Consider the following 23,799-nt stretch of genomic DNA (forward strand, 5'->3'; position numbering starts at 1 on the left):
ACGGGCACCGCGCGGCACGTGAGCAAGATGTTCCCGCGGGGTAACCACCTCCTGACGGTGCGGTCACGGTGGCTGCCTAGGTTCGGGGCATGACCAGCGAGCCCCTCACCTCAGCCCAGCCGGACGGCCGTCGTCACGTGGTCGTCGTCGGCGGTGGCATGGTCGCGCAGCGCTTCGTCGAGGCCCTGCGCGCCCGCGACACCGCCGGCGAGTGGCGCGTCAGCCTCTTCGCCGAGGAGCCGCGCAAGCCGTACGACCGTGTCGGCCTGACCCGCTACTTCGAGGTCCGCGACGCCGAGGAGCTCACGCTCGGCGACCCGGCGCTCTGGGACGACCCGCTGGTGGACCTGCATCGCGACTGCAAGGTCGTCGCCATCGACCGCGAGGCCCGGACCGTCACCGACCGCCTCGGCGCCGTCCACGCGTACGACGAGCTGGTGCTGGCCACCGGCTCGAACGCGGCGCGTCCCCCCATCCCGGGCAACGAGCTGCCGGGCGTGTTCGTCTACCGCACCATCGACGACGTGGCCGAGCTGCGCGGCTGGGTCGAGGCCAAGCGGGAGGCCAACAAGGTCACGACCCGCGGCGGCGTCGTCGAGAAGCCGGTCCGGGGCGCCGTGATCGGCGGCGGCCTGCTCGGTCTGGAGGCCGCCGGGGCGCTCAAGGCGCTCGGCGCCCAGGCGACCGTCATCGAGTTCGGCACGCACCTCATGGGCGTGCAGGTCGACCTCGGGGGTGGGCAGGCGCTCAAGCGCCTCATCAACGACAAGGGCATCGCGGTGCGCGCCGAGACCGCCACGAAGGAGATGAAGCCGCACCGTCGGACCGGGCACGTCGGGCGCATGGACTTCGCCGACGGCGGCCGCCTCGACGTCGACGTCGTCGTCATGGCCACCGGTGTACGGCCGCGCGACGAGCTCGCCCGCTCCGCCGGGCTGCCGATCGGCGAGCGCGGCGGCGCCGTCGTCGACCTCACCTGCCGCACGGAGGACCCGCACGTCTGGGCGATCGGTGAGGTCGCCTGCATCGAGGGCCGCTGCCTCGGCCTGGTGGCGCCCGGCAACACCATGGCGGAGGTCGTCGTCGACCGGCTCCTGGGTGGCGACGCCGAGTTCCCCGGCGCGGACACCGCGACCAAGCTCAAGCTGTCCGGCGTCGACGTCGCGTCCTTCGGCGACGCGCACGGCCGCACCGAGGACTGCATCGAGATCGTGTGGGCCGACCCCACCGCGGGCGTGTACAAGAAGCTCGTCATGTCCGACGACGCGCGGACGCTGCTCGGCGGCGTGTTCGTCGGCGACGCCGCGCCCTACGCCTCGCTGCGACCGATGCTCGGCGCCGAGCTCCCGGGCGACCCGGCCGCGTTCCTCCTGCCCGAGGGCGGCGGCGCGCCGGACCTCGAGCTGCCGGACGAGGCGAACGTCTGCTCGTGCAACAACGTCTCGGCGGGCACGATCCGCGGCGCGGTGACGGACCACCACTGCACCTCCGTCGGGGACGTCAAGAGCTGCACCAGGGCCGGCACCACCTGCGGCGCCTGCCTGCCGCTGGTCAAGAAGATCACCGAGACCGAGATGGCCAAGGCCGGCATCGAGGTCTCCACCGCGCTGTGCGAGCACTTCGAGCTGTCCCGGGCGCAGCTCTTCGACGCCGTGCGCGTCGCGGACCTGCACTCGTTCAGCGAGATCATCGAGCGGTTCGGCGTCCGCGCCGAGGGGTCGGCGGGACCGGGACGGGGCTCTGCTGCCGGCCGCGATTCTGCGGGGCTCGCAAGCCCACTCCTCCATCGCGGCTGCGACATCTGCAAGCCCGTCGTCGGCTCGATCCTCGCCAGCCTCGGCAACGGCCACATCCTGTCCGGCGAGCAGGCCGCGCTGCAGGACACCAACGACCACATGCTCGCCAACATGCAGAAGGACGGCACCTACTCCGTGGTGCCGCGCATGCCCGGCGGCGAGGTCACGCCCGAGGGGCTCATCGTCGTCGGGCAGGTCGCCAAGGACTTCGGGCTCTACACGAAGATCACCGGGGGGCAGCGCATCGACATGTTCGGCGCCCGGGTCGAGCAGCTCCCCGAGATCTGGAAGCGGCTCGTCGACGCCGGGTTCGAGTCCGGCCACGCGTACGGCAAGTCGCTGCGCACGGTGAAGTCCTGCGTGGGTTCCACGTGGTGCCGCTACGGGGTGCAGGACTCCGTCGGCATGGCCGTCGAGCTGGAGCTGCGGTACCGCGGACTGCGCTCGCCGCACAAGCTGAAGATGGGCGTCTCGGGCTGCGCCCGCGAGTGCGCCGAGGCCCGTGGCAAGGACGTCGGCGTGATCGCGACCGACAAGGGCTGGAACGTCTACGTCGGCGGCAACGGCGGCCAGACGCCCAAGCACGCCCAGCTCCTCGCCGAGGACCTCACGTCCGACGAGATGCTGCGCGCCATCGACCGGTTCCTCATGCTCTACATCCGCACCGCGGACCGCCTGCAGCGCACCGCGCCCTGGGTGGAGGAGTACGAGGGCGGCCTCGACGCCATCCGCGAAGTCATCCTGGCCGACTCCCTCGGGATCGCCGACGACCTGGACGCCGCGATGGCCGCCCACGTCGAGGGCTACGAGGACGAGTGGAAGGCCGTCCTCGAGGACCCCGAGAAGCTCGCCCGGTTCGGCTCGTTCGTCAACGCGCCGACGACGCCGGACCCGACGCTCGCGTACGTCGCCGAGCGCGGGCAGAAGCGTCCGGCCACCCCGGAGGAGATCGCCGCTGGACCCGACGGTCCGGTCGACCCCTCGCTCACCGGTCCGGTCCTCGTGGCCGGCGCCACCCTGGAGGTCCGCGCATGACCGTCACCGACGCCCACACCGACCCCACCGTCGACCGCTGGACCGCCGTGTGCCGGCTCGACGACCTGGTGCCCGAGCGCGGGGTCGCCGCGCTGCTCGAACGCAGCGACGGCTCCGCGGTCCAGGTCGCGATCTTCCGGCTGCTCGACGACTCCGTCCGCGCGGTCCAGCAGCTCGACCCGTACTCGGGCGCCCACGTCATGTCCCGCGGCATCGTCGGCAGCCGGGGCGAGGAGCCCACGGTTGCCTCCCCGGTCTACAAGCAGGTCTTCGCGCTGGCCACCGGCCGGTGCCTGGAGGCGGGCGGCAAGACGCCGAGGCCCGGGCTGGGCGCCCACCTGGAGCCGTTCGGTGCCGAGGTGCGCGACGGCGTCGTGCACGTCGACGTCGCAGGACCGGCCTGACATGACCGCACAGGCCGGGCACGTCACGCTGGTCGGCGCCGGCCCCGGAGCGGCCGACCTGCTCACCTACCGGGCCTGGCGGGCGATCGCGCGGGCCGACGTCGTCGTCCACGACCGGCTGGTGCCGCTGGAGGTGCTGGAGGATCTGGGCGAGCACGTCGAGGTGATCGACGTCGGCAAATCGCCCGGCCGGCACAAGGTGCCGCAGGACGAGATCAACGCGCTGCTGGTGCGCCGTGGGCTCGCCGGCCGGCGTGTGGTCCGGCTCAAGGGCGGCGACCCGTTCGTGTTCGGGCGCGGCGGCGAGGAGTACGCGGCCTGCACGACCGCGGGGGTCGCGGTCGACGTCGTGCCCGGCGTCTCGTCCGCCCTGTCGGTGCCGGCGCTCGCGGGCATCCCCCTGACGCACCGCGGCACGACGACGGCGTTCCACGTCGTGACCGCGCACACCCGCAGCGGCGAGCGGGAGCTCGACGACGTCGCCGTGGCCTGCGTCACCGAGCGGGCGGCTACGCTGGTGATCCTCATGGGGGTGTCGTCGCTGCCGGCGATCGTGACCCGGTTGCTCGACGCCGGCGCGGCCCCGGACACCCCCGTGGCGATCGTGGAGCGGGGGTCGACGCCGGAGCAGCGGGTGACGCGCGTCGGGCTGGACCTGGCGGCCAAGCGCGCCGACGAGCTCGGGGTCCGCGCCCCCGCCGTGATCGTGGTCGGAGACGTGGCGGCGCCAGGCCTGCTGGAGGGTGTGAGTGACCGAGGAGACGTGGGGGACCCGCGTGGCTGAGACCTCGACGCGGCCTGCCCTGGGGCAGGTCATGGCGGGGTGCACCGTGCTGGTCACCGCCGACCGTCGCTCCGGCGAGCTGGCCGCCGCCCTCGAGCGGCGAGGGGCGGCGGTCCGGCACGCCCCGGCGCTGAGCATGATCCCGCACGTGGACGACGACGCCCTCGTCGCCGCGACCGCCGCGCTGATCGCCGACCCGCCCGACGTCGTCGTCGCCACGACCGGGGTGGGGTTCCGGGCGTGGGTCGAGGCGGCCGACGCCCACGGGCTCGCCGACGACCTGCTGCGGGTGCTCGGCGACGCACGCATCGTGGCCCGGGGCCCCAAGGCCCGGGGCGCGGTGCAGGCGGCCGGGCTGGCCGCCGACTGGGTCGCGGAGTCCGAGACCTCGGCCGAGGTGGCCGAGGTGCTGCTCAGCGAGGGCGTGGGCGGCCTGCACGTGGCGATCCAGCACCACGGCGCGGGCGCCGACGGGCTCGACGAGGTCTTCGCCAAGGCCGGCGCCCAGGTCTCGCCCCTGGTCGTCTACCGGTGGGGCCCGGCGCCCGACCCGGACGCGGTGCAGGCCTCCGTGCGGGCCGCGGCCGACGGCGAGATCGACGCCGTCGTCTTCACCTCGGCTCCCGGCGCCGAGGCCTGGATGGAGGCCGTCGAGTCCGCCGGCCTGCGCGACCAGGTCGTCTCGCGCTGCACCACCGGCGAGATGGTGGTGGCGTCCGTGGGCCCGGTGACGTCGCGCCCGCTGGCGGCCCGCGGCATCACCCCGCTCGAGCCGGAGCGCGGCCGGCTGGGCGCCCTGGTGCGTGCGCTGGTCGGGCACTACGAGCACATCGAGTCGGTCGCGCTGAGCACCGTCGCGGGACCGCTCGTCATCCGAGCGCGCGTGGCGGTGCTGGACGGCCAGGTCCTCCCGCTGTCGCCCACGGGCGTCGAGGTGCTGCGGCTCCTGGCGTCGGCGGGCGGCGACGTCGTCCCGCGCGACCAGGTGCTCGACGTCCTGCCGGGCGTGTCCCGCGACGGGCACGCCGTCGAGGTGGCCGTGGCGCGCCTGCGCGAGGCCGCCGGCCGGCGCGACCTCATCAAGACGGTGGTCAAGCGGGGGTACCGGCTCGAGCTCGCGCACGACTGACCGCAGCGCTCACCCGCCGCTGCCCGGCACGGGCAGGGTGACCGTGGCGCGCAGCCCGCCGAGCTCGCTGTCGCCCAGCGTGACGTCGCCCCCGTGCTCCCGCGCGATCTCGCGGGCGATGGCCAGGCCCAGCCCGGTGCCCCCCGAGTCGCGCCCGCGTGCCGACCCGAGCCGCGTGAACCGCTCGAACACGCGCTCACGGTCCGGCGCGGTGATCCCCGGGCCGTCGTCGTCGACCGTCACGACGCCGTCGCGCACCTCGACCACCACCCGGTCGCGCGCGAACCGCCGTGCGTTGTCCACCAGGTTGCGCACCACGCGTCCGACGGCGGAGGGATCGACCACCGCACGGCCCTCGCCGCGGACCTCGACCTCCCCCGCAGCGGCCCGGGCGACGCCGGCCAGGTCGACGTCGCGCACCTCGAGCGGTGCGGCCCCGACGCGGGCGAGCACGAGCAGGTCGTCGACGAGCTCCTGCAGGCGGATCACCTCGTGCTCGAGGTCCGCCGTCAGCTCGGCGTCCTCGTACGCCTGGGGGTGGGCACGGGCCACCTCCAGGCTGGTCCGCAGGGCCGCGATCGGCGAGCGCAGCTCGTGGGCGGCGTCGGCCACGAAGCTGCTCTGCCGCTGCGCCGACGCGTCCAGTCGGTCCAGCATCGCGTTGAGGGTCCGGGCCAGTGCGGCGATCTCCTGGGCCGCCGGGACCGGCAGCGTGCCGGGACCGCCCACGTCGCTCACCCGGGCGGCGCCGGCGCGCAGCTCCTCGACGGGGCGCAGCGCCCGCCCCAGCACCACCCAGGTCACCAGGCCGAGAGCCAGCGTCAGCAGCGGGACCACGACCCCGAGCGAGAGGCGCAGCGCGTCGAGCGCACCCTCGATCGTGTCCAGGGGCAGGGCGGTCACGACCCGCTCACCGGTGGGCACGGTGTCGACGAGCACGCGCACCGGCCCGGAGCCGTAGGCCGCGTCGTCGCGGGTGGCGGCGCCGTCGGGCGTCTCGCGGAGGGCGGCGGGAGCCAGGACGGGCAGCGTGCGGCTGGCGTTGGGCGAGGTGGCGACGACACGCCCCGACGCGTCGACGAGCTGGACGACCTCGCCCGGCTCGTCGGCGGCCAGCACGGGCGGCACGCGGTCCTCGGCGACGAGCGCCGACACCTGCTCGGCGGTGCCGCTCAGCACGGCGTCGGTCGCCGCGATCCGGCTCTGCGACACGACCGTGGTGAGCAGGAGCGCGCCGACCACCAGGGCGATCCCGGTCAGGCCCGCCGCCGCGAGGGTCAGGCGCAGGCGCAGCGACCAGCCGCCCCTCACCGCCCCACGACCCGGTAGCCGACGCCGCGGACCGTCTCGATGGCCTCCCGGCCGAGCTTGCGGCGCAGGTAGCTGACGTAGACCTCCACGACGTTGAGGTCGTCCCCGACCGCGTCCCACACGTGGTCGCGGAGCTCGATCTTCGTCAGCACCTCGCCCGGCCGGCGCATGAGCTGCTCGAGCAGCGCCGTCTCGCGGGTGGTGAGCTCGACGTCGCGGCCGTCCTGCCGCACCTCGCGGCTCGCCGGGTCGAGGGTCAGGGTCCCGACCTGCAGCACGGCGGGTCGCGGCGGCGCGCCGCGGCGCAGCAGCGCCCGCAGCCGGGCGACGAGCACGCTGAACGCGAAGGGCTTCGGCAGGTAGTCGTCGGCCCCGACGTCCAGGCCGTGGGTGACGTCGTCGTCCGTGCCCCGGGCGCTGAGGACGAGCACCGGTGTCCAGACCTCCTCGTGGCGCATCGTGCGCAGCACGTCGATCCCGGACCGCCGCGGGAGCATGAGGTCGAGGACGACGACGTCGTGGTCGCCCTCGAGGGCGAGCCGGAGGCCGGTCTCGCCGTCGGGCGCCACGTCGACCGCGAAGCCCTCGGCCTGCAGCCCGCGACGCAGCGCACGCGCGAGCACGGCCTCGTCCTCCACCAGCAGGATGCGCACCACCGCAGCATGGCACCCGTGCGCACGGCGTGCGTGCTCGGCCCCGCACTTTCTCAGGCTCGTCTCAGGTGTGGTCGGCCACAGTGTTCCCATGGACACCACGCGCAGTCTCTCTTCCCGGGCCCGGTGGGCGGTCCCCGCCGTCGTCGCCGCCGCCGTCGCCGCCGCGTTCGCCGTCCCCGCCACGATGGGTGCCGTGGCGAGCGACGAGCTCCCCGCCGTCACCGCCGACGAGCTCGTCGAGCGGCTCGCCGTCGCCGAGAAGGTCCCTGTCTCCGGGACCGTCGTCTACACGGCTCGGCTCGGCCTGCCGGACGTCACCGTCTCCGAGATCCAGGGGGCCGGCCCGCTCGACCTGCTCGGGGGCAGCTCGACGGTCCGCGTCTGGTCCGACGGCGAGGACTCGTCGCGGGCCGCCCTGCTCGGCGAGGTCTCGGAGTACTCGGTGGTCCGGGACGGCCCGGAGGCGTGGACCTACTCGAGCGCCGACGACGAGGCGGTGCACTACGTCGTCGACCCTGCGGACCTGGAGCGCTACGAGGCGCTGGCCCAGGAGGGTGCCGAGCCGCCGGTGGACGGCGACGTGCCGACGCCCTCCGAGGCGGCGGGGCTGGCTCTCGCCTACGCCCGCACCACGACGGACGTCACCACGACGGAGCCGGTCGAGGTGGCCGGGCGCGCGGCCTACCAGCTCGAGATGCGCCCGCAGACGGACGGCACCCTGGTGGACCGGGTGCTGGTCGCGGTCGACGCCGAGACCTCCGTGCCGCTGCGCACCCAGGTCTGGAGCGTCCAGGACGCCGAGTCCCCGGCGATCGAGGTCGGGTTCACCGACGTCTCGTTCGACGCCCCCGACCCGAGCGTGTTCGACTTCTCCGCCCCGGCGGGTGCCGACGTGCGCGAGGTCGAGGTTCCCCTCCCGGAGCCGGGGACCCTCGAGCAGCCGAGCAGCGACGCGCTCGGCGAGGACGCGGGGGTCGCGGTCTCCGGCACCGGGTGGGAGACCGTCGTCGAGCTCTCGGACGTGGACGTCGACGCGATCCTCGGTGCGACGGCCGAGGGCCGCCTGCCCGAGGGCAGCAGCGGGTCGAGCGGCGCCGACGACCTGTTCGAGGAGCTCACGGAGTCCGAGGACGGCGAGCTGCCGGGCCTGCCGGAGCTCGACACGCAGGCCCTCTACGAGCAGCTCACCACCGAGGTCGACGGCGGCCGGCTCCTCACCTCCGCGCTGCTGTCCGTGCTGGTGACCGACGACGGCCGGGTCCTGGCGGGTGCGGTGCCGCCGGCCACGCTCGAGGAGCTCGCCGGATGAGCGGTGCCGAGGGCGACGCCGGGGATGCCGAGGGCGACGCCGGGGATGCTGAGGGCGCCGGCGATGCCGAGGGCGCCGCGGTCCGCACCCGTGGTCTGACGAAGCGCTTCCGGTCCGGGCAGGTCGGCGTCGACGGCGTCGACCTGCTCGTCCCGCGGGGCGCGGTCTACGGGTTCCTCGGGCCGAACGGCTCGGGCAAGACGACGACGATCCGGATGCTCCTCGGGCTCGTGTCGCCCACGGCCGGGTCGGTCGAGCTGCTCGGCACGGCGATGCCCGGTGGAGGCGCGGAGGTGCTGCCCCGGGTCGGGGCGCTCGTGGAAGGCCCGGCCTTCCATCCCTACCTCTCCGGGGAGGCGAACCTGCGGCGCCTGGACGCCGCGGACCCGACCTCCGCCCCCGGCTCGCGCACCCGGCGGATCGGCGCCGCGCTCGAGCGGGTCGGCCTCACGGCTGCCGCGGGCAAGCGCTACCGGCAGTACTCGTTGGGCATGAAGCAGCGGCTGGGGCTCGCGGCGGCGCTCCTGCGTCCGCGCGACCTGCTGCTGCTCGACGAACCCACCAACGGGCTCGACCCGCAGGGCACGCGCGAGGTGCGGGCCCTGGTGCGCGAGGTCGCCGACGCCGGCGCCACCGTCCTCGTCTCGTCGCACCTGCTGAGCGAGATCGAGCAGGTGTGCTCGCACGTCGGGATCATGAGCCGCGGCACGCTGCTCGCCCAGGGCCCGCGGGAGGAGATCGCCGACGAGGGGACCACCGAGGTGCGGGTCATGACACGCCCGGACCAGCGCGCGCATGCCGTGCGCGTGCTGTCGGGCCTGGGTCTGGACGGCGCGCGGGCCGACGGGGAGGTCGTCGCCGCCCCGCTGGGCAGCGTGGCGGTCGAGAAGGTCGCCCAGGCGGTGGTCGGCGACGGCATCGACCTGCTCGGCCTGGAGGTCCGTCGGCCTACGCTGGAGGACGTGTTCGTCCGCCTGACGGGGGAGGGTTTCGATGTCGCTCGTTGACTCCCCGCCGGCCGGCCCGCCGGTGTCGTCCGCTCGGGCGACGGCGCGGCTGCTGGGCAGCGAGCTGCGGCTGGTGTTCGGCCGCGTGCGCAACATCGTGCTCCTCGTGGGCCTGGCTGCCGTCCCGCTGCTGATCGGCACCGTCCTCTTCGTCACCCAGGACACGCCCGTGGCCGGGCAGGGACCGCCGTTCCTGGACCGCGTGACCGGCAACGGCGTGTTCCTCGTGTTCGCGGCCCTGGTGAGCTGCCTGCCTTTCCTGCTACCGCTGTGCGTCTCGATCGTCTCCGGTGACGCCGTGGCGGGAGAGGCGTCGGCGGGCACCCTGCGCTACCTGCTGGTGGTGCCCGTCCCGCGGACGCGCCTGCTGCTCGTCAAGGCGGTGGCCGCCCTGGCGTACGCCGCGGCCGCCGTCACCGCCATCGCCGGGGTGGGCCTGGTGACCGGGGCGGCGTTCTTCGGTGTGGGGGACGTGGTCCTGCTGTCCGGGGACACGATCCCGCTCGCCGAGGGGATGCTGCGCACCCTCGGCGTGGTCGGCTACGTCGTCGCGTCGCTCACCGGGCTGGTCGCGGTCGGCTTGTTCCTGTCGACGCTGACCGAGGTCCCCGTCGCGGCGATGGCGGCGACCGTGGTCGTGGCCATCGTCAGCGGGGTGCTCGACGCGCTGCCGCAGCTCTCCGCGATCCACCCCGCGCTGCTCACCCACCACTGGTTGGACTTCGGCGAGTTCCTCCGGCTGGAGGTGGACGCCTCGACCCTGCTCGCGGGCCTCGCCGTGCAGGCCGCCTGGGTCGCGGTCTTCGGTGCCCTGGCCTGGAGCCGGTTCACGACGGCGGACGTCTCCAGCTAGGGCGAGGTCTCCGCCGTGCGTGCGAGGTCATCTCGTCCTCACCCCCCGGGCCTCCCCTCGCGACGCCCGCGCCAGCCGTTCGACGAGGTCGTCCGGGATCGGTCTCCGCGGCGAGAAGGTGATGCCGGTCTTGGTCGCCCGGAAGCCGGCGGCCGCGATCTCCTCGGAGTGCGCGGTCAGGGCGCCGGGGAGCAGGTAGAGCCCGCACTGCTTGCTGAACGCCGCATAGCTCGCGACGACCGTGCCGTCGATCCTGAACCCCGGCATGTGGTACGCCACGATCTCGTCCGCCTCCGGCAGGGTGCGGGACAACAGCGTGCGCAGCCGTCGCAGCGGAGGCTGGAAGTGCTCGGGCGCCGCAGCGAGGTAGGCGTCGTGGTCGGCTGCCGTCGTCATGCGGGTGCCTCGCTCCTGGTTGCTCGCTGTCGTCAGCGACGGTACACGTCGACCTCGGCGGCCTTGACGGTGGCGACGACGGAACGCCCGGGCACGAGGGACAGCTCGGCGACGGCCTGCGGGGTGACGTCGGCGGCGAGGCGCTCGGTGCGCACCCGCAGCAGGTCACCGCGCGGCTCGACGGTCCGCACCGTCCCGCGGAAGGTGTTCCGCGGGGACCCGTGGGGGTCGGCCAGGTGCAGCGCGACGGCGGCGGGGCGGAAGACGGCGGTCATCGCGGTGCCGAGCGGCACCTCGGGGTGCGTGGCGTGCCCGTGCACCACCTCGCCGGTCGCGGTGGCGACGCCGTCACCGGTCCACGTCCCGGTCAGGAGGTTCAGGCCCGCGATCGACGCCGCGAACGCGCTGCGCGGCCGGGACAGGACCTCCGCCGCCGGCCCCCGCTCGACGACGCGACCGCCGTCGACGACGGCGACCTCGTCCGCGAGCAGCAGCGCGTCCAGGACGTCGTGGGTGGCGAGCACGGTGGTCTGCTCGGCGAGGAGGTGCTGGAGCGTCTGGCGCAGCCGGGGCGTGACGTCGACGTCGAGTGCCGCCATCGGCTCGTCGAGGAGGAGGAGCCGCGGCCGGGCCGCCAGGGCGCGCGCGATCGCGACACGTTGGGCCTGGCCGCCGGACAGCGCGGCTGGACGACGGTCGGCGAGGCCGCCCAGCCCGGTCGCGTCCAGCCACCCCTCGGCCGCGGTGGCGGCCGCCCGCCGCGAACGGCCCTGGGCGCGCGGTCCGAAGGCGACGTTGTCGCGGACGCTCAGGTGCGGGAACAGCATCGGGTCCTGGGCCAGCAGCGCCACCCGCCGGCGGTGCGCGGCGACCCATGCCGTGCGCCGCCCACCCCGTGCCCGGGCGAGGGTGCGGCCGTCCAGCGTGATGTCGCCGTCGTGCGGGCGCAGCGTCCCGGCAGCGAGCCCCAGCGCGGTGGACTTGCCGGCGCCGTTGGGGCCGAGCAGCGCCAGGGTGCGGCCCGCGGCGACGTCGAGGCTGACGTCGACACCGCGTGACGGCACGGTCGCGGTCAGATCGAACGTCATCGCGACGGGCCCCGGTGGTGCGTCGCGGCGATCACGACGACGGCGACGGCCACCAGCAGCAGGGACAGCGCCACGGCGGCGTCGGGGTCGGTCTCCCGCTGCAGGTAGACCTCCAGCGGCAGCGTCCGGGTGACGCCCTGCAGGCTGCCCGCGAAGGTGATGGTGGCCCCGAACTCGCCGAGCGCGCGCGCGAACGCCAGCACCGTGCCGGACAGCAGCCCCGGCCACACGAGGGGGAGCGTCACCCGGCGCAGCACCGTGGTGGGGCCGGCGCCGAGCCCCGCGGCAACCACCTCGTAGCGCTCACCGGCCGTGCGCAACGTTCCCTCGAGGCTGACGACGAGGAACGGCAGCGCGACGAAGCTCTGCGCCAGCACCACCGCCGTCGTGGAGAACGCGATCTGGAGACCGAGCACGTCCATCGACTCCCCGAGCAGCCCGCGGCGACCGAACGTGGACAGCAGCGCGACACCGCCGACCACGGGCGGCAGCACCAGCGGCACCAGCACCAGGGAGCGCAGCAGGCTCTGACCGGGGAGCCGGCCGCGTGCCAGCACGAGGGCCAGGGGGATGCCGAGGACCAGGCACACGACGGTGCTCGTCGCGGCGGTCTGCAGGCTGAGGGCCAGGGCGGCGCGCGCGGACTCGCTGGTCATCAGCCCCCAGAAGTTCGTCCAGTCGACGCGGGTGCCCATCGCGACCAGCGGCAGCACCACGAACAGGCCGCCGAGGGCAGCGGGCACGAACGCCCAGCGGGGGAGCCCGCCGGGGACCACGGCCGGGTCGCGGCCGGTGCGGCGACTCGTGCCGAGGGCGGGGGTGCTGGTCCAGGTGGTCATGGCGCGGCGAACCCGAGACCGGCGAGCACGGCCCGCCCCTCGGGGGAGAGGACGGCGTCGACGAACTCCCGGGCCAGCTCGGGCTGGTGGGTGTCGGTCACGGTGGCGATCGGATAGGTGTTCACCGCGGCGTCGGACTCGGCGAACGGGATGCCGTCGACCTGGTCGCCGGCGCGGGCGACGTCGGTGACGTAGACGAGCCCGGCGTCGGCCTCGCCCGCGGTCACCTTGCCCAGGACGTCGGTGACGCTCTGCTCCTCGCTGACGGGCTGGAGCGCGATTCCCGCACCGTCGACGGCGGCGGCCGTGGCGGCGCCACAGGGCACCTGCGGGGCGCACACGACCAGTCGGAGGCCGGGTGCGGCCAGGTCCTGCAGGGAGGCGACGCCGGCAGGGTTGCCGGGCGGGACGGCGATCTGCAGGGTGTTGGTCGCGAAGTCCTGCGGGGTGCCCACGAGGTCGTCGGCGACGAGCTCGTCCATGGTCGTCGTGTCCGCGGACGCGAACACGTCCGCCGGAGCGCCCTGCCGGATCTGCGCGACCAGGCTGGACGAGCCCGCGAGGCTGAGCCGGACGTCGACGCCGGGGTGGTCCGCCTCGAAGTCGTCGGCGACCTGCTCGAAGGCCTCGGTCAGGGACGCCGCGGCGAAGACGGTCAGGGTGGTGCCGTCCGCCGCCACGGGGCCCGGGCCGCAGCCGGCTAGCCCGGCAGCGACGCTCGTCGCCGCGAGCAGCGCGGCGGTGACCCGGGCCGTGCGGCGGGCGCGTGCCGTCATCGCTCGCCCCGCTCTGGTGCCTCGACGACGACGTTCGTCGACTTGATGGTGGCGACCGCCACCGAGCCGCGCTCGAGCCCCAGGTCCCGGACGGCCTCGCTGCTCATGAGCGACACGACCCGGAACGGCCCGCACTGCAGCTCGACCTGCGCCATCACGGTGTCGACCGTGAGGTCGGTGACCAGCCCGACGAACCGGTTGCGGGCCGAGCTCCTCATGCCGTGGGGGAGGCCGGGCGGGGTGGCGTGCTCGCGGGCGACCATCGCCACCTCGTAGCCGTCGACGACCTGGCGGCCGGAGTCGTCGCGGTCAGCCGTCAGCAGCCCGCGGTCCACCCAGCGTCGGACGGTGTCGTCGCTGACGCCGAGGTAGACCGCGGCCTCGCTGATCCTCATCTGCGGCATGCAGTTGATACTAGGCGCGCAGATGCGGCATGGGAAGGTGTAGCGAGTCAGGCGCGTTCGACGGGCATCCAGACCTCGGTCGTCGCCGTGCTGAAGTCCTCCGCGCGGTCGAGCACCGCCACGATCGACGGGCCCGGACGCAGCCGCCACGGGTTGGACGGGAACCACTCGGTCGCCGACGCCGCGTACGTCTCCTGGAGGGCTGCCGGGTACGGGCCGGAGCTGCGGAAGACGACCCAGGTGCCGGCCGGCACCTCGATGACGTCGAGGTCGTCCGGCGCCGTGGTGGCGGCGTCGAGCGCGACGCCGTGCAGGTAGGTGAGCTCGCTGCCCTCGGTGTAGTCCGGGTCGACGTCGGCGCTGACCTGCAGCAGGCCCGCCGGCTCGCCGTTCGCGAGCGACGTGAGGCGAGCGTGCTCGGACGGGGGCAGGGAGGCGATGTGCGCCTGGATGTGTGGGTTCACCCCGTGGTGGACGAGCGGGACACGTGTCGCGTGTCCCACGAGGCGGAGGGCGGGACGATCGGTGAGGCGGGTGTCCATGGCGGAGCTCCCTTCGACGGTCAGGCGGAACCTGAGCTGTGGTTGTGACCGAAGGGGGCCACCGTGCCGGCGCACGTCGGCGGGGCGGGTGCCGTGCACGCTGCGGAACGCCCGCCCGAACGCCTCGGCCGAGCCGTACCCGTAGCGCACCGCCACGTCGAGGATCGGGTCACCGGCGACGACGTCGGTCGCCGCGCGTGTCATCCGGCGACGGCGCACGTACTCGGACAGCGGCATGCCCGCCAACGACGAGAACATCCGGCGCAGGTGGTACTCGGTGGTGCCGAGCGACGCGGCGAGCCGCGCGACGTCGAGGCCCTCGGACAGGCTGTCCTCGACGGCGTCGACCAGGCGGTTGAGCTCGGTGATCACGGTGTCTCCCTTCAGCACCCAGCCTGGGGCAGGACGGGCGGCCACGACCCGATCATCGTGGCCCGATGCGGTCGGGGACGGACGTAGGCTGCCCGGTGTGGACCACGAGTCGAGCCGACGCCCCCTGGCCGACCATGCGCGAGCGCTGGCCACGCTCGTCGGACCGGCGCTGGCGTCGGCGCGGCGCACGCTGAGCGTCGCCCCGTCGGCGGTGCTGTCCGCGGCGCGAGACGCTGCCTCCCGGCCTCGGGTCCTGGTGACCGACGCGGCCGCGGCCACCCACCTGCCCGGTTTCGACAACTCCCAGATGGACGGCTACGCGGTCCGGGCCGCGGACCTCGCCGGGGCGACGCCGTCGGACCCGGTCGAGCTGCCCGTCACGGCGCCGGTCCCGGCCGGCACGCAGCCCTCGCCGCTCGGACCGGGGGCTGCGGCACCGGTGATGACCGGCGCCCCGATCCCCGACGGCGCCGACGCCGTCGTGAAGATCGAGGACGCCGACCCGCCCGCCTTCCCCGAGCCGGGTGCCGACGCGACGGTCCGGTTCAGCACGCCTGTCGCGCCCGGCGCCTTCGTGCGCCGCGCGGGGTCCGACGTCGCCGCCGGGGACGTCGTCGTCCCCGCGGGCACCCCGCTCGGGCCGGCCCAGCTCGGGGTCCTCGTCGCGGCGGGCGTCACCGAGGTCGACGTCGCCGAACCGCCGCACGTGCTGCTGGTCTCCACGGGGTCCGAGCTCGTCGCCGCCGGCGAGCCCCTCGGCCCGGCGCAGCTCTACGACGCCAACGGGGCCATGCTCACGGCGGCGCTCGCGCAGGTGGGGGTGCGCACCACGCACCGCGTCGTGCCGGACGACCCGGCAGCGCTGCGCGCCGTCCTCGTGGACGCGCCCGAGGACGTCGCGCTCGTGGTCACCAGCGGCGGGGTCTCCGCCGGGGCGTACGAGGTGGTCCGCCAGACCCTCACGGACGCATGGTTCGGGCACGTCGCCGTCCAGCCCGGGGGGCCGCAGGGCCTGGGCACGATCGCCGTCGGGCCCGTCGAGGCGCGCCGCGAGGTGCCGCTCGTCGCGTTCCCCGGCAACCCCGTCAGCGCGCTGGTGTCCTTCGAGCTGTTCCTGCGGCCGGTCCTCGCCACGGCCACCGGAGCCGGGCCCACGCTCCGGCCACGCGGCCGTGCCCCGCTGGCCGAGCCCGTGGACTCGCCCGCGCACCTGCACCAGGTGCGCCGCGGCCGACTCGACGCCGACGGCCGCGTCGAGATGGTCGGCGGCCCGGGATCGCACCTCCTGGCCCACCTCGCGGCGGCTACGCTCCTCGTGCACGTACCACCCGGCGTCGCGCACCTCGACGAGGGCGACGACGTCGACTACTGGGAGATCCGATGAGCGACCTGTCCCACTACCGCGACGACGGCGCCGCCCACATGGTCGACGTCACCGCCAAGGACGTCACGAAGCGCCAGGCCACCGCCCGCGGCGTGCTGCGCACCCGGCCCGACGTCGTCGAGCAGATCGCGTCCGGCGACCTGCCCAAGGGCGAGGCGATCGCGACCGCGCGCATCGCCGGGATCATGGGCGCCAAGCGCACGCCGGACCTCGTGCCGCTGTGCCACCCGCTGCCGATCTCCGGCGTCGAGATCGACGTCACGCCCGACGGCGCCGGCTCCGGCACCGTCGAGATCACCGCGACCGTCCGCACCACCGGACGCACCGGCGTCGAGATGGAAGCGCTCACCGCCGTCACCGTCGCGGGCCTGACGCTCTACGACATGATCAAGGCGGTCGACAAGGCCGCCGTCCTCACCGACATCGAGGTGGTCGCCAAGTCCGGCGGGAAGTCCGGCGACTGGGTGCGGGACGAGGAACGCCCGTGAGGGCCGCCGTCGTCGTCGCCTCCGACCGTGCGGCTGCCGGGACCTACGCGGACCGCTCCGGCCCGGCGGCCACCGCGTGGTTCGCCGACCGCGGCTGGGAGGTCCTCCCGGTCCGCGTGGTGCCCGACGGCGAGCCCGTCCGTGCGGCGCTGCTCGACCTGCTCGCGGCGTCCGACGGCGCCCCGGACGTGATCGTCACCTCGGGTGGGACGGGGCTCGCGCCGTCGGACGCCACTCCCGAGGCGACGCGCGCCGTCCTCGAGCGCGAGGTGGCCGGTATCGCCGAGCTGGTCCGAGCCCGGTCCCTGATGCCCACCGACCCCACGAAGCGCACCGTTCCCGGCGCGGCGCTGTCCCGGGCGACCGCGGGCGTCGCCGGATCCACGCTGATCGTCAACCTGCCCGGTTCCGTCGGAGGCGTCGTCGACGGGCTCGACGCGCTCGCGGACGTCCTGCCGCACGCCGTCGACCAGCTCCACGGGGGTGATCACACCCGCCGGGACGCCCACCCCGACCGTGCCCCGGGAGGCGAGGCGACCGTGCTGGCGGCCGACGTGGTCGACGGCCCGATCGAGGACGCCCCGGCCCGGTTGGCGGTGCTGGTGCGCGACGACGCGTGCGGGGCCGTTGTCACGTTCGCCGGCCACGTGCGCGACCACGACGACGGGCGCGGCGTGTCCGCGCTGCACTACGAGTCCCACCCCGACGCCGCCGCCGTGCTGGCCGCGGTCGCCGACCGGGTGGCCCGGCGCACCGCCGCGTCGACCGGGGACACCGTGCGTGCCGCCGTCGTGCACCGGGTGGGCGACCTCGCGATCGGGGACGTCGCCGTCGTCGTGGCCGTCGCCTCAGGGCACCGGCAGGCCGCGTTCACCTGCGCGAGCGACCTGATCGAGGAGCTCAAGGCCGAGGTGCCGATCTGGAAGGAGCAGGGCTTCACCGACGGCTCCAGCGAGTGGGTCGGGTCGCTCGGCTGACGATCCACAGGAGCGTCCTGCCGCGCCCCACCTGCAGGTCATCGGTTGTTCACCGTGCGGTCGGCCGGGTGATGCCGTCGCGCCACGGACCGTTCCTAGCGTCGGGCACGACCCCCCGGTCCCGATCCTGGAGTGCCCGATGACGATCGCCCCCGAGTCCCGCCCCCAGCTGCCCGTCACGGTGGCCCCGCACTACGCGCGCGGCAAGCGCGCCGCCGCGACGTGCCGCTACAAGTGCGCCGACGCCTGCGCGCACCCCGCGCCGAACCGCAGCGCCAACGAGTACTTCCGCGACGTCGCGTCCCAGGCCCTGAGCCGTCGCGTCATGCTGGGCGGTGTCGCGGCCGCCGCGGCCGCCGTCGTCGTGGGTGCCGAGGTCCTCGGTGCCGAGCCGGCCGCGGCCGGCGGTCGAGGACGCGGCAAGGGTCTCGCCTTCGGTGCCATCGCCCCGCAGCCGATGGAGAACGACCAGTTCGTCGTGCCGGACGGCTACGAGTGGTCGCCGATCATCCGCTGGGGCGACCCGATCCTGCCCGGCGGCCGCGCGTTCGACCCGGCCCGCCAGAGCCCGGAGCAGCAGGCGCGGCAGTTCGGCTACAACTGCGACTACCTCGACATCCTGCCCGAGGACCCGAAGCGCATCCGGTCCATGGTCGAGACCCGTCGTGGTCGGCGCGGCGTGCTCGTGTCCAACCACGAGTACACGAACCCCGACATCATGTTCGACGCGTCGTACGACGCCGCCACGCGCCGTGCGATCGAGCGCGCCGCCCACGGCATGTCGGTGGTCGAGCTGCGGCGCGACCGGGAGGGCACGCCCTGGGAGTACGACCGCATCGCACGGCTGAACCGCCGGATCCACATCGGTACCGAGTTCGAGATCGACGGTCCCGCGGCCGGTGACGACCTGCTGAGGACGGTCGCGGACCCGACCGGGACGCGCGTCCTCGGCACGCTGAACAACTGCGCCGGCGGGACCACCCCGTGGGGCACCGTCGTCTCGGGCGAGGAGAACTTCCACGGCTACCTGCGGGTGGACGGCGCCGACCCGCGCGACGCCCGCTACGGCCTGCGCAACGCCCCGACCGGTTACGGCTGGGAGCTCGACGAGCCGCGGTTCGACGGCAACAACGCCGGCTACGAGAACGAGAACCGTCGCTTCGGCTGGGTCGTCGAGCTCGACCCGTACGACCCGGACGCCGCGCCCGTCAAGCACACGGCGCTCGGCCGGTTCAAGCACGAGGGCGCGAACGTCATCATGTCCGACGACGACCGCGCGGTCGTCTACATGGGCGACGACGAGCGGTTCGACTACGTCTACAAGTTCGTCTCCGCCGAGCGCATGCGCAAGGACAACAGCCGCTGGGCGCGCGAGCACAACAAGACGCTGCTCAGCGAGGGCGACCTCTACGTGGCCCGCTTCACGGGCGACTCGCCGGCCTCCGAGATCGACGGTACCGGCGCGGTGCCCTCCGACGGCGCGTTCGACGGCACCGGTGAGTGGCTCCCGCTGGTGCTCGACGGCGAGTCGCAGGTGGACGGCATGTCGCTCGCCGAGGTGCTGGTCTTCACGCGCGTCGCGGCCGACGCGCTCGGCGCGACGAAGATGGACCGGCCGGAGGACGTCGAGCCCAACCCGTTCACCGGTCGGGTCTACGTCGCCTGCACCAACAACTCCAACCGCGGTGTCGGGTCCAACGCGCCGGCCGACGAGGCGAACCCGCGCAGCTCCAACCGCCACGGGCACGTGGTGGAGATCATCGAGGACGGCGGCGACCAGACGGCCACCACGTTCACCTGGAACCTGCTCCTCGTCGCCGGCGACCCGGAGGTCGACGACTCGTCCTACTTCTCGGGCTACCCGGCCGACAAGGTCTCGCCGATCTCCTGCCCGGACAACCTCGCGTTCGACACCGACGGGAACCTGTGGATCTCCACCGACGGCCAGCCGTCGTCGATCCAGAAGGCCGACGGGCTGTTCAAGGTCACCCTGGACGGGCGTCGTCGGGGGCGCGTGGAGCAGTTCCTCTCCGTGCCGCGCCGCGCCGAGACGTGCGGCCCGCTCGTGGACGTCCGGGACTCCATGGCGTACGTCAACGTCCAGCACCCGGGCGACGACGGCACCTGGGGGGCGCAGACGTCGTACTTCCCGGACTACCTGGAGGAGGGCGAGGACGTGCCGGCCGGCGCCTGGCGCGGCCCCCGGCCGTCGACGATCCAGGTCTACCGGAGCGACGTCGCGGACGAGCACCCGGGCAAGGGCCACGGCAAGGGCAAGGGTCGCGGGAACGGGCGCGACCGGCACGACGGGCCGGGTCCCTTCCCGGGCGGTCGTGGCGGCCGGGGCAAGGGCTCCGACAACCGGGCGTCCTACAACCCCCGCGCCGGCGAGCAGTTCCGCGGCGGACGAGGCTGACCGTCGGGACCCCCACGCGGTACGACCCCCGGGCCCGGGGGTCGTACCACCGCCGAGGTAGTGCCCCACACGCCGAGGTAGTGCCGCTCGCCCCGAGGTAGTGGGTCGTCCGCCGAGGTAGTGCCCGACGGCGTGGGGTAGCGCCGGGCGGGAACGCTCAAGCCGGGTGTCGGGTCCCGTGCACGGTCGTCAGTCCCGAAGTGGAGGGCGCCCTGCGCCCGTGAACGCGACCGTGCACGGGACCCGACACCCGGCGGAACCTGAACCGCTCTGGCCTGCGCACTACCTCGCGACGCGAGCTACTACCTCGGCACAAGCCCTACTACCTCGCGCAACCCCGCACTACCTCGGCGGGATGAGAAACCACCGCGCCGTGGTTCGTAGACTTGATGACCGTGACATCCTCCGAGGCCCCGGCTGCCTATCTCGACCACGCCGCCACGACACCTATGTCCGCGGCGGCGCTCGAGGCCTTCGTCGCCGAGGCGGGGCGGACCGGCAACGCCTCGTCCCTGCACTCGGCTGGCCGTGCCGCCCGCCGCACGGTCGAGGAGTCGCGGGAGTCGGTCGCCGCGGCGCTCGGCGCCCGGCCCAGCGAGGTGATCTTCACCGGCGGCGGCACCGAGTCCGACAACCTCGCGATCAAGGGCATCTTCTGGGGTCGGCGCAGCCAGGACGCTCGGCGCACCCGCGTGCTGGTCTCCGCCGTGGAGCACCACGCGGTGCTCGACCCGGCCTTCTGGCTGGCCGGCCACGCCGGTGCCGAGATCACCCTCCTGCCGGTGGACGGCGAGGGCCTGGTCGACCTGGAGGCCCTGCGCGCCGAGCTGGCCGCGCACGCGGACGAGGTCGCGCTGGTCTCCGTGATGTGGGCGAACAACGAGGTCGGGACGGTCCAGCCCGTCCGTGAGGTGGTCCGGATCGCGCACCGGTACGGCGTGCCGGTGCACACGGACGCCGTCCAGGCGGTGGGTCAGGTCGAGGTCGACTTCGCCGCCTCGGGTGTCGACGCGCTGACCGTGACCGGCCACAAGCTCGGCGGACCGGTCGGCGTCGGGGCGCTGCTCGCCCGGCGCGACCTGCCCCTCGAGGCCGTGTCCCACGGTGGCGGGCAGGAACGCGGCGTCCGTTCCGGGACGCTCGACGCGGCGGCGATCCGTGCTTTCGCCGTCGCCCTCGGCGAGGCGGCCGCCGCGCGCGAGGAGCGCGCCGCCACCCTGGGCGCGCTGCGCGACGAGCTCGTGGCGGGGGTCCGCCGCGTGGTGCCCGACGCCGTCCTGCGGGGGCCCGACCCGCACGCCACAACACCGTCGGGCGCTCCGGCCCGGCTGCCCGCCAACGCGCACTTCACGTTCCCGGGCGCCGAGGGGGACTCCCTGCTGTACCTGCTGGACTCCGCCGGCGTCCAGGCCTCCACGGGGTCGGCCTGCCAGGCGGGGGTACCGCAGCCGAGTCATGTGCTGCTGGCCATGGGCGTCAGCGAGACGGACGCCCGCGGCGCGCTGCGCTTCTCCCTCGGGGCCACGTCGACGCACGACGACGTCACCCGGCTCCTGACGGCGCTGCCCCAGGTGGCCGACCGTGCGAGGGCCGCCGGTCTGGTCGCTGCCCGCCCGCTCTCCGGAGGTGTCGCATGAGGGTGCTCGCAGCCATGTCCGGCGGGGTGGACTCCGCCGTCGCCGCGGCGCTCGCCGTCGAGGCGGGGCACGACGTCGTCGGGGTGCACATGGCCCTGAGCCGCAACCGTGACCAGTTCCGCACCGGTTCGCGCGGCTGCTGCTCCATCGAGGACGCGGGCGACGCACGCCGCGCCGCGGACGTGCTCGGCATCCCTTACTACGTGTGGGACCTGTCCGAGACGTTCGAGGAGACGGTGGTCGCCGACTTCCTGTCGGAGTACTCGGCGGGCCGCACCCCGAACCCGTGCGTGCGCTGCAACGAGCACATCAAGTTCGAGGCGTTGCTGGACAAGGCCACCGCGCTGGGCTTCGACGCCGTCGCGACCGGCCACTACGCCCGCGTGGAGGCCCAGGAGGCCCCCGACGGGACCGTGACGCGTGAGCTGCACCGGTCGCCGAACGACGCCAAGGACCAGTCCTACGTGCTGGCCGTGATGGGCCCGGAGCGCCTGGACCGGGCGATGTTCCCGCTCGGTGGTTTCGCCTCGAAGGACGAGGTACGTGCCGAGGCGGAGCGCCGTGGCCTCTCCGTGAGCGCCAAGCCCGACTCCTACGACATCTGCTTCGTCGCCGATGGCGACACCCGCGGCTTCCTGCGCTCGCGCCTCGGCGCGCAGCCGGGGGAGGTGCGCGACACCGACGGCAACGTGGTGGGCGAGCACCAGGGCGCCTACGCGTACACGGTCGGGCAGCGCAAGGGTCTCGGGCTGGGGCGACCGGCCCCGGACGGACGAGCCCGCTACGTCGTCGACGTCGACACCGGCTCGAACACCGTCGTCGTCGGTCCGGCGGAGCTCCTGAGCGTGGACCGGATCGCGGGGGACCGGGCGGTCTGGTTCGCCCCGGCGGCGACGGACTGGACGGACTGCGAGGTCCAGGTGCGGGCGCACGGCCGGGCCGTCCCGGCGCAGGTACGGGCGGTCCCGGGGGCCGACGGCGGCGCGGACGGTCTCGAGCTCCGGCTCGGCGAGGAGCTCCGCGGCATCGCGGCGGGGCAGTCCGTCGTGGCCTACCGCGGGACCCGGGTGCTGGGTCAGGCGACGGTGTCGCGGGCCTGGCGCGACGCGCCGGTCACGACCGGTGCGCCGGGCGGGACGGTGCCCGCATGACCGCCGTCAGCGGCCACGGTCCGTGGCCGGGTGGCGAGCGCGACGTGCTGGTGACCCAGCAGACGGTCGTCGACGATCTGGCGGAGCTGCCGACCGGCGTCGGCGCCGTGCCGTTCCTCGCTCAGCTCACGGAGCGCGGGCCGGGTGCCGGGTCCACGGGACGTACCGCGATCCTCCTGGCCGAGACGCCGGTCGAGCTGGGACCGCACGGCTGGAAGCTCGCCGACCGTCCGGGGGTGGACGAGCGACGTGCCCGTGCCCTGCTCCGCGAGGACCTGGGTGCGCTCGCCGTCGCGGCCCACGGCTACGCGGGCCCGCTGACGGTCGAGGTGACGGGGCCCTGGACGCTGGCCGCGGAGCTGTGGTCGGCGCGCGGTGACCGGGTCCTGGCCGACACCGGCGCACGCGCGGATCTCGCGCTCGGGCTGGCGACCGGCCTGGCGGAGCACGTGGCCGACGTCCGTGACCAGGTGCCCGGCGCGGAGGTCGTCGTGCAGCTCTCCGAGCCGCTGCTGGGACAGGTGCACGCGGGCGTGCTGCCCACCTTCTCCGGCTACTCGAGGATCCGCGGCGTGGACGGTCCCGGCGTCGTCGAGGGCCTGCGTCCCGTGATCGAGGCCGTGCACGACGCCGGCGCCACGGTCGTGGTGCACCTCGGCGGCACCTGGGTGGGCATCCCGCCGGCGGTGCTGGCCGGCGCGGACGCGATCGGCCTGGACCTGGCGCAGGTGGGTCCTGACGGCTGGAACGAACGCGCGTGGGAGCTCGTCGCCCGCGCGACGGAGCGCGAGGTGGCGCTGTGGGCCGGTCTGCCGCCGGCCGCCGTGTCCCAGTGCGCGGGCCCGCAGCTCGGCGAGCTGGTCCGGCTCGTCGCCGAGCCGTGGCGTCGGGTCGGGCTGCCTGCCGCCGGGCTGGAGTCGCTCACGCTGCTCACGGCCCCGCGTTCGACGCCGGCCGGCGTCGACGACCACCGGGCGGGACTGGCCAACCTGGGCCGGGTCGCGGAGTCCCTGGCGGAGCGCGCCGCGGTGTGAGCCCGTCGGGC

General features: G+C 74.7%; 22 protein-coding genes. 14 read left to right on the forward strand and 8 right to left on the reverse strand.

From position 1 onward, the window contains the following. The first annotated feature begins 89 nt into the window (after nt 1-89). From MWU57_RS04170 to MWU57_RS04185, 4 genes are read left to right on the forward strand one after another with little or no spacing between them, the layout of a single operon-like run. A complete protein-coding gene (locus MWU57_RS04170) occupies nt 90-2,831 on the forward strand; it encodes an FAD-dependent oxidoreductase (RefSeq protein WP_246907403.1) in 2,742 nt (913 codons plus the stop codon). Then, nucleotides 2,828-3,235, forward strand: a complete 408-nt coding sequence (nirD, locus tag MWU57_RS04175; protein ID WP_246907404.1) for a nitrite reductase small subunit NirD — start codon at nt 2,828-2,830, stop codon at nt 3,233-3,235. Before MWU57_RS04170 ends, nirD begins: the two co-directional genes overlap by 4 nt. A 1-nt stretch (nt 3,236) precedes the next feature. Beyond that, on the forward strand, nt 3,237-4,019 hold the full coding sequence (gene cobA, locus MWU57_RS04180) for a uroporphyrinogen-III C-methyltransferase (protein ID WP_246907405.1): 783 nt from the start codon (nt 3,237-3,239) through the stop codon (nt 4,017-4,019). Between the two features lie 31 nt (nt 4,020-4,050). Beyond that, on the forward strand, nt 4,051-5,148 hold the full coding sequence (locus MWU57_RS04185; protein ID WP_106269061.1) for a uroporphyrinogen-III synthase: 1,098 nt from the start codon (nt 4,051-4,053) through the stop codon (nt 5,146-5,148). 9 nt (nt 5,149-5,157) lie between these two features. On the opposite strand, the gene MWU57_RS04190 is transcribed toward MWU57_RS04185, so the two are convergent. Both MWU57_RS04190 and MWU57_RS04195 read right to left on the reverse strand, forming a co-directional pair. After that, nucleotides 5,158-6,459 (reverse strand): ATP-binding protein, encoded by a 1,302-nt coding sequence (locus tag MWU57_RS04190; protein WP_246907406.1) that lies wholly within the window; start codon nt 6,457-6,459, stop codon nt 5,158-5,160. Next, a complete protein-coding gene (locus tag MWU57_RS04195; protein ID WP_246907408.1) occupies nt 6,456-7,112 on the reverse strand; it encodes a response regulator transcription factor in 657 nt (218 codons plus the stop codon). Before MWU57_RS04195 ends, MWU57_RS04190 begins: the two co-directional genes overlap by 4 nt. Nucleotides 7,113-7,203: 91 nt before the next feature. Here MWU57_RS04195 and MWU57_RS04200 point away from each other — a divergent pair, with 91 nt between their 5' ends. The 3 genes from MWU57_RS04200 to MWU57_RS04210 are packed head-to-tail and all read left to right on the forward strand — an operon-like array spanning nt 7,204 to nt 10,284. Continuing rightward, nucleotides 7,204-8,424, forward strand: a complete 1,221-nt coding sequence (locus MWU57_RS04200) for a hypothetical protein (RefSeq protein WP_246907409.1) — start codon at nt 7,204-7,206, stop codon at nt 8,422-8,424. After that, nucleotides 8,421-9,431 (forward strand): ABC transporter ATP-binding protein, encoded by a 1,011-nt coding sequence (locus MWU57_RS04205; RefSeq protein WP_246907410.1) that lies wholly within the window; start codon nt 8,421-8,423, stop codon nt 9,429-9,431. The genes MWU57_RS04200 and MWU57_RS04205 overlap by 4 nt, the downstream gene beginning before the upstream one ends. Further along, nucleotides 9,418-10,284 (forward strand): ABC transporter permease, encoded by an 867-nt coding sequence (locus MWU57_RS04210; protein WP_246907411.1) that lies wholly within the window; start codon nt 9,418-9,420, stop codon nt 10,282-10,284. The genes MWU57_RS04205 and MWU57_RS04210 overlap by 14 nt, the downstream gene beginning before the upstream one ends. A gap of 27 nt (nt 10,285-10,311) precedes the next feature. Here the strand turns inward: MWU57_RS04210 and MWU57_RS04215 are convergent, their stop codons facing one another. From MWU57_RS04215 to MWU57_RS04240, 6 genes are read right to left on the reverse strand one after another with little or no spacing between them, the layout of a single operon-like run. After that, nucleotides 10,312-10,680 (reverse strand): iron chaperone, encoded by a 369-nt coding sequence (locus MWU57_RS04215; protein WP_246907412.1) that lies wholly within the window; start codon nt 10,678-10,680, stop codon nt 10,312-10,314. Nucleotides 10,681-10,712: 32 nt separating this feature from the next. Continuing rightward, entirely contained in the window at nt 10,713-11,768 is a 1,056-nt protein-coding gene (locus MWU57_RS04220; protein WP_246907414.1) for a sulfate/molybdate ABC transporter ATP-binding protein, read from the reverse strand. After that, on the reverse strand, nt 11,765-12,607 hold the full coding sequence (locus MWU57_RS04225; protein WP_246907416.1) for an ABC transporter permease: 843 nt from the start codon (nt 12,605-12,607) through the stop codon (nt 11,765-11,767). The genes MWU57_RS04220 and MWU57_RS04225 overlap by 4 nt, the downstream gene beginning before the upstream one ends. After that, the gene (gene modA / locus MWU57_RS04230) at nt 12,604-13,383 is read right to left on the reverse strand and encodes a molybdate ABC transporter substrate-binding protein (RefSeq protein WP_246907418.1); all 780 of its coding nucleotides are present in this window, start codon (nt 13,381-13,383) and stop codon (nt 12,604-12,606) included. Before modA ends, MWU57_RS04225 begins: the two co-directional genes overlap by 4 nt. Beyond that, on the reverse strand, nt 13,380-13,787 hold the full coding sequence (locus tag MWU57_RS04235) for a molybdopterin-binding protein (RefSeq protein WP_106268792.1): 408 nt from the start codon (nt 13,785-13,787) through the stop codon (nt 13,380-13,382). The genes modA and MWU57_RS04235 overlap by 4 nt, the downstream gene beginning before the upstream one ends. A gap of 47 nt (nt 13,788-13,834) precedes the next feature. Beyond that, entirely contained in the window at nt 13,835-14,701 is an 867-nt protein-coding gene (locus MWU57_RS04240; protein WP_246907421.1) for an AraC family transcriptional regulator, read from the reverse strand. A gap of 97 nt (nt 14,702-14,798) precedes the next feature. On the opposite strand from MWU57_RS04240, the gene glp reads away from it, so the two are divergent. The 7 genes from glp to MWU57_RS04275 all read left to right on the forward strand — a co-directional run bounded on the left by glp (nt 14,799) and on the right by MWU57_RS04275 (nt 23,788). Next, nucleotides 14,799-16,085, forward strand: a complete 1,287-nt coding sequence (glp, locus tag MWU57_RS04245) for a gephyrin-like molybdotransferase Glp (protein WP_246907425.1) — start codon at nt 14,799-14,801, stop codon at nt 16,083-16,085. Continuing rightward, nucleotides 16,082-16,573 carry a cyclic pyranopterin monophosphate synthase MoaC gene (gene moaC, locus MWU57_RS04250; RefSeq protein WP_246907428.1) on the forward strand — a complete coding sequence of 164 codons (492 nt, stop codon included), beginning with the start codon at nt 16,082-16,084 and terminating at the stop codon, nt 16,571-16,573. The genes glp and moaC overlap by 4 nt, the downstream gene beginning before the upstream one ends. Continuing rightward, nucleotides 16,570-17,550, forward strand: coding sequence for a molybdenum cofactor biosynthesis protein MoaE (locus MWU57_RS04255; protein WP_246907430.1), 981 nt, complete (start codon nt 16,570-16,572; stop codon nt 17,548-17,550). Before moaC ends, MWU57_RS04255 begins: the two co-directional genes overlap by 4 nt. A gap of 139 nt (nt 17,551-17,689) precedes the next feature. Then, the gene (locus tag MWU57_RS04260) at nt 17,690-19,966 is read left to right on the forward strand and encodes a PhoX family phosphatase (protein ID WP_246907432.1); all 2,277 of its coding nucleotides are present in this window, start codon (nt 17,690-17,692) and stop codon (nt 19,964-19,966) included. 389 nt (nt 19,967-20,355) lie between these two features. After that, nucleotides 20,356-21,603, forward strand: a complete 1,248-nt coding sequence (locus tag MWU57_RS04265; protein WP_246907434.1) for a cysteine desulfurase family protein — start codon at nt 20,356-20,358, stop codon at nt 21,601-21,603. After that, nucleotides 21,600-22,754 (forward strand): tRNA 2-thiouridine(34) synthase MnmA, encoded by a 1,155-nt coding sequence (gene mnmA, locus MWU57_RS04270; RefSeq protein ID WP_246907436.1) that lies wholly within the window; start codon nt 21,600-21,602, stop codon nt 22,752-22,754. Before MWU57_RS04265 ends, mnmA begins: the two co-directional genes overlap by 4 nt. Continuing rightward, a complete protein-coding gene (locus MWU57_RS04275; protein ID WP_246907437.1) occupies nt 22,751-23,788 on the forward strand; it encodes a hypothetical protein in 1,038 nt (345 codons plus the stop codon). Before mnmA ends, MWU57_RS04275 begins: the two co-directional genes overlap by 4 nt. The last annotated feature ends 11 nt before the right edge of the window (nt 23,789-23,799 follow it).

Source organism: Isoptericola sp. S6320L (assembly GCF_023015685.1).
Classification (GTDB): domain Bacteria; phylum Actinomycetota; class Actinomycetes; order Actinomycetales; family Cellulomonadaceae; genus Isoptericola; species Isoptericola halotolerans_A.

Bases quoted from the DNA above. Each gene is read 5' to 3' on its own strand.
- MWU57_RS04170 (WP_246907403.1), top strand. From the start codon at position 90: ATGACCAGCGAGCCCCTCACCTCAGCCCAGCCGGACGGCCGTCGTCAC.
- nirD (WP_246907404.1), top strand. From the start codon at position 2,828: ATGACCGTCACCGACGCCCACACCGACCCCACCGTCGACCGCTGGACC.
- cobA (WP_246907405.1), top strand. From the start codon at position 3,237: ATGACCGCACAGGCCGGGCACGTCACGCTGGTCGGCGCCGGCCCCGGA.
- MWU57_RS04185 (WP_106269061.1), top strand. From the start codon at position 4,051: ATGGCGGGGTGCACCGTGCTGGTCACCGCCGACCGTCGCTCCGGCGAG.
- MWU57_RS04200 (WP_246907409.1), top strand. From the start codon at position 7,204: ATGGACACCACGCGCAGTCTCTCTTCCCGGGCCCGGTGGGCGGTCCCC.
- MWU57_RS04205 (WP_246907410.1), top strand. From the start codon at position 8,421: ATGAGCGGTGCCGAGGGCGACGCCGGGGATGCCGAGGGCGACGCCGGG.
- MWU57_RS04210 (WP_246907411.1), top strand. From the start codon at position 9,418: ATGTCGCTCGTTGACTCCCCGCCGGCCGGCCCGCCGGTGTCGTCCGCT.
- MWU57_RS04215 (WP_246907412.1), bottom strand. From the start codon at position 10,680: ATGACGACGGCAGCCGACCACGACGCCTACCTCGCTGCGGCGCCCGAG.
- MWU57_RS04220 (WP_246907414.1), bottom strand. From the start codon at position 11,768: ATGACGTTCGATCTGACCGCGACCGTGCCGTCACGCGGTGTCGACGTC.
- MWU57_RS04225 (WP_246907416.1), bottom strand. From the start codon at position 12,607: ATGACCACCTGGACCAGCACCCCCGCCCTCGGCACGAGTCGCCGCACC.
- modA (WP_246907418.1), bottom strand. From the start codon at position 13,383: ATGACGGCACGCGCCCGCCGCACGGCCCGGGTCACCGCCGCGCTGCTC.
- MWU57_RS04235 (WP_106268792.1), bottom strand. From the start codon at position 13,787: ATGCCGCAGATGAGGATCAGCGAGGCCGCGGTCTACCTCGGCGTCAGC.
- moaC (WP_246907428.1), top strand. From the start codon at position 16,082: ATGAGCGACCTGTCCCACTACCGCGACGACGGCGCCGCCCACATGGTC.
- MWU57_RS04260 (WP_246907432.1), top strand. From the start codon at position 17,690: ATGACGATCGCCCCCGAGTCCCGCCCCCAGCTGCCCGTCACGGTGGCC.
- MWU57_RS04265 (WP_246907434.1), top strand. From the start codon at position 20,356: ATGACCGTGACATCCTCCGAGGCCCCGGCTGCCTATCTCGACCACGCC.
- mnmA (WP_246907436.1), top strand. From the start codon at position 21,600: ATGAGGGTGCTCGCAGCCATGTCCGGCGGGGTGGACTCCGCCGTCGCC.
- MWU57_RS04275 (WP_246907437.1), top strand. From the start codon at position 22,751: ATGACCGCCGTCAGCGGCCACGGTCCGTGGCCGGGTGGCGAGCGCGAC.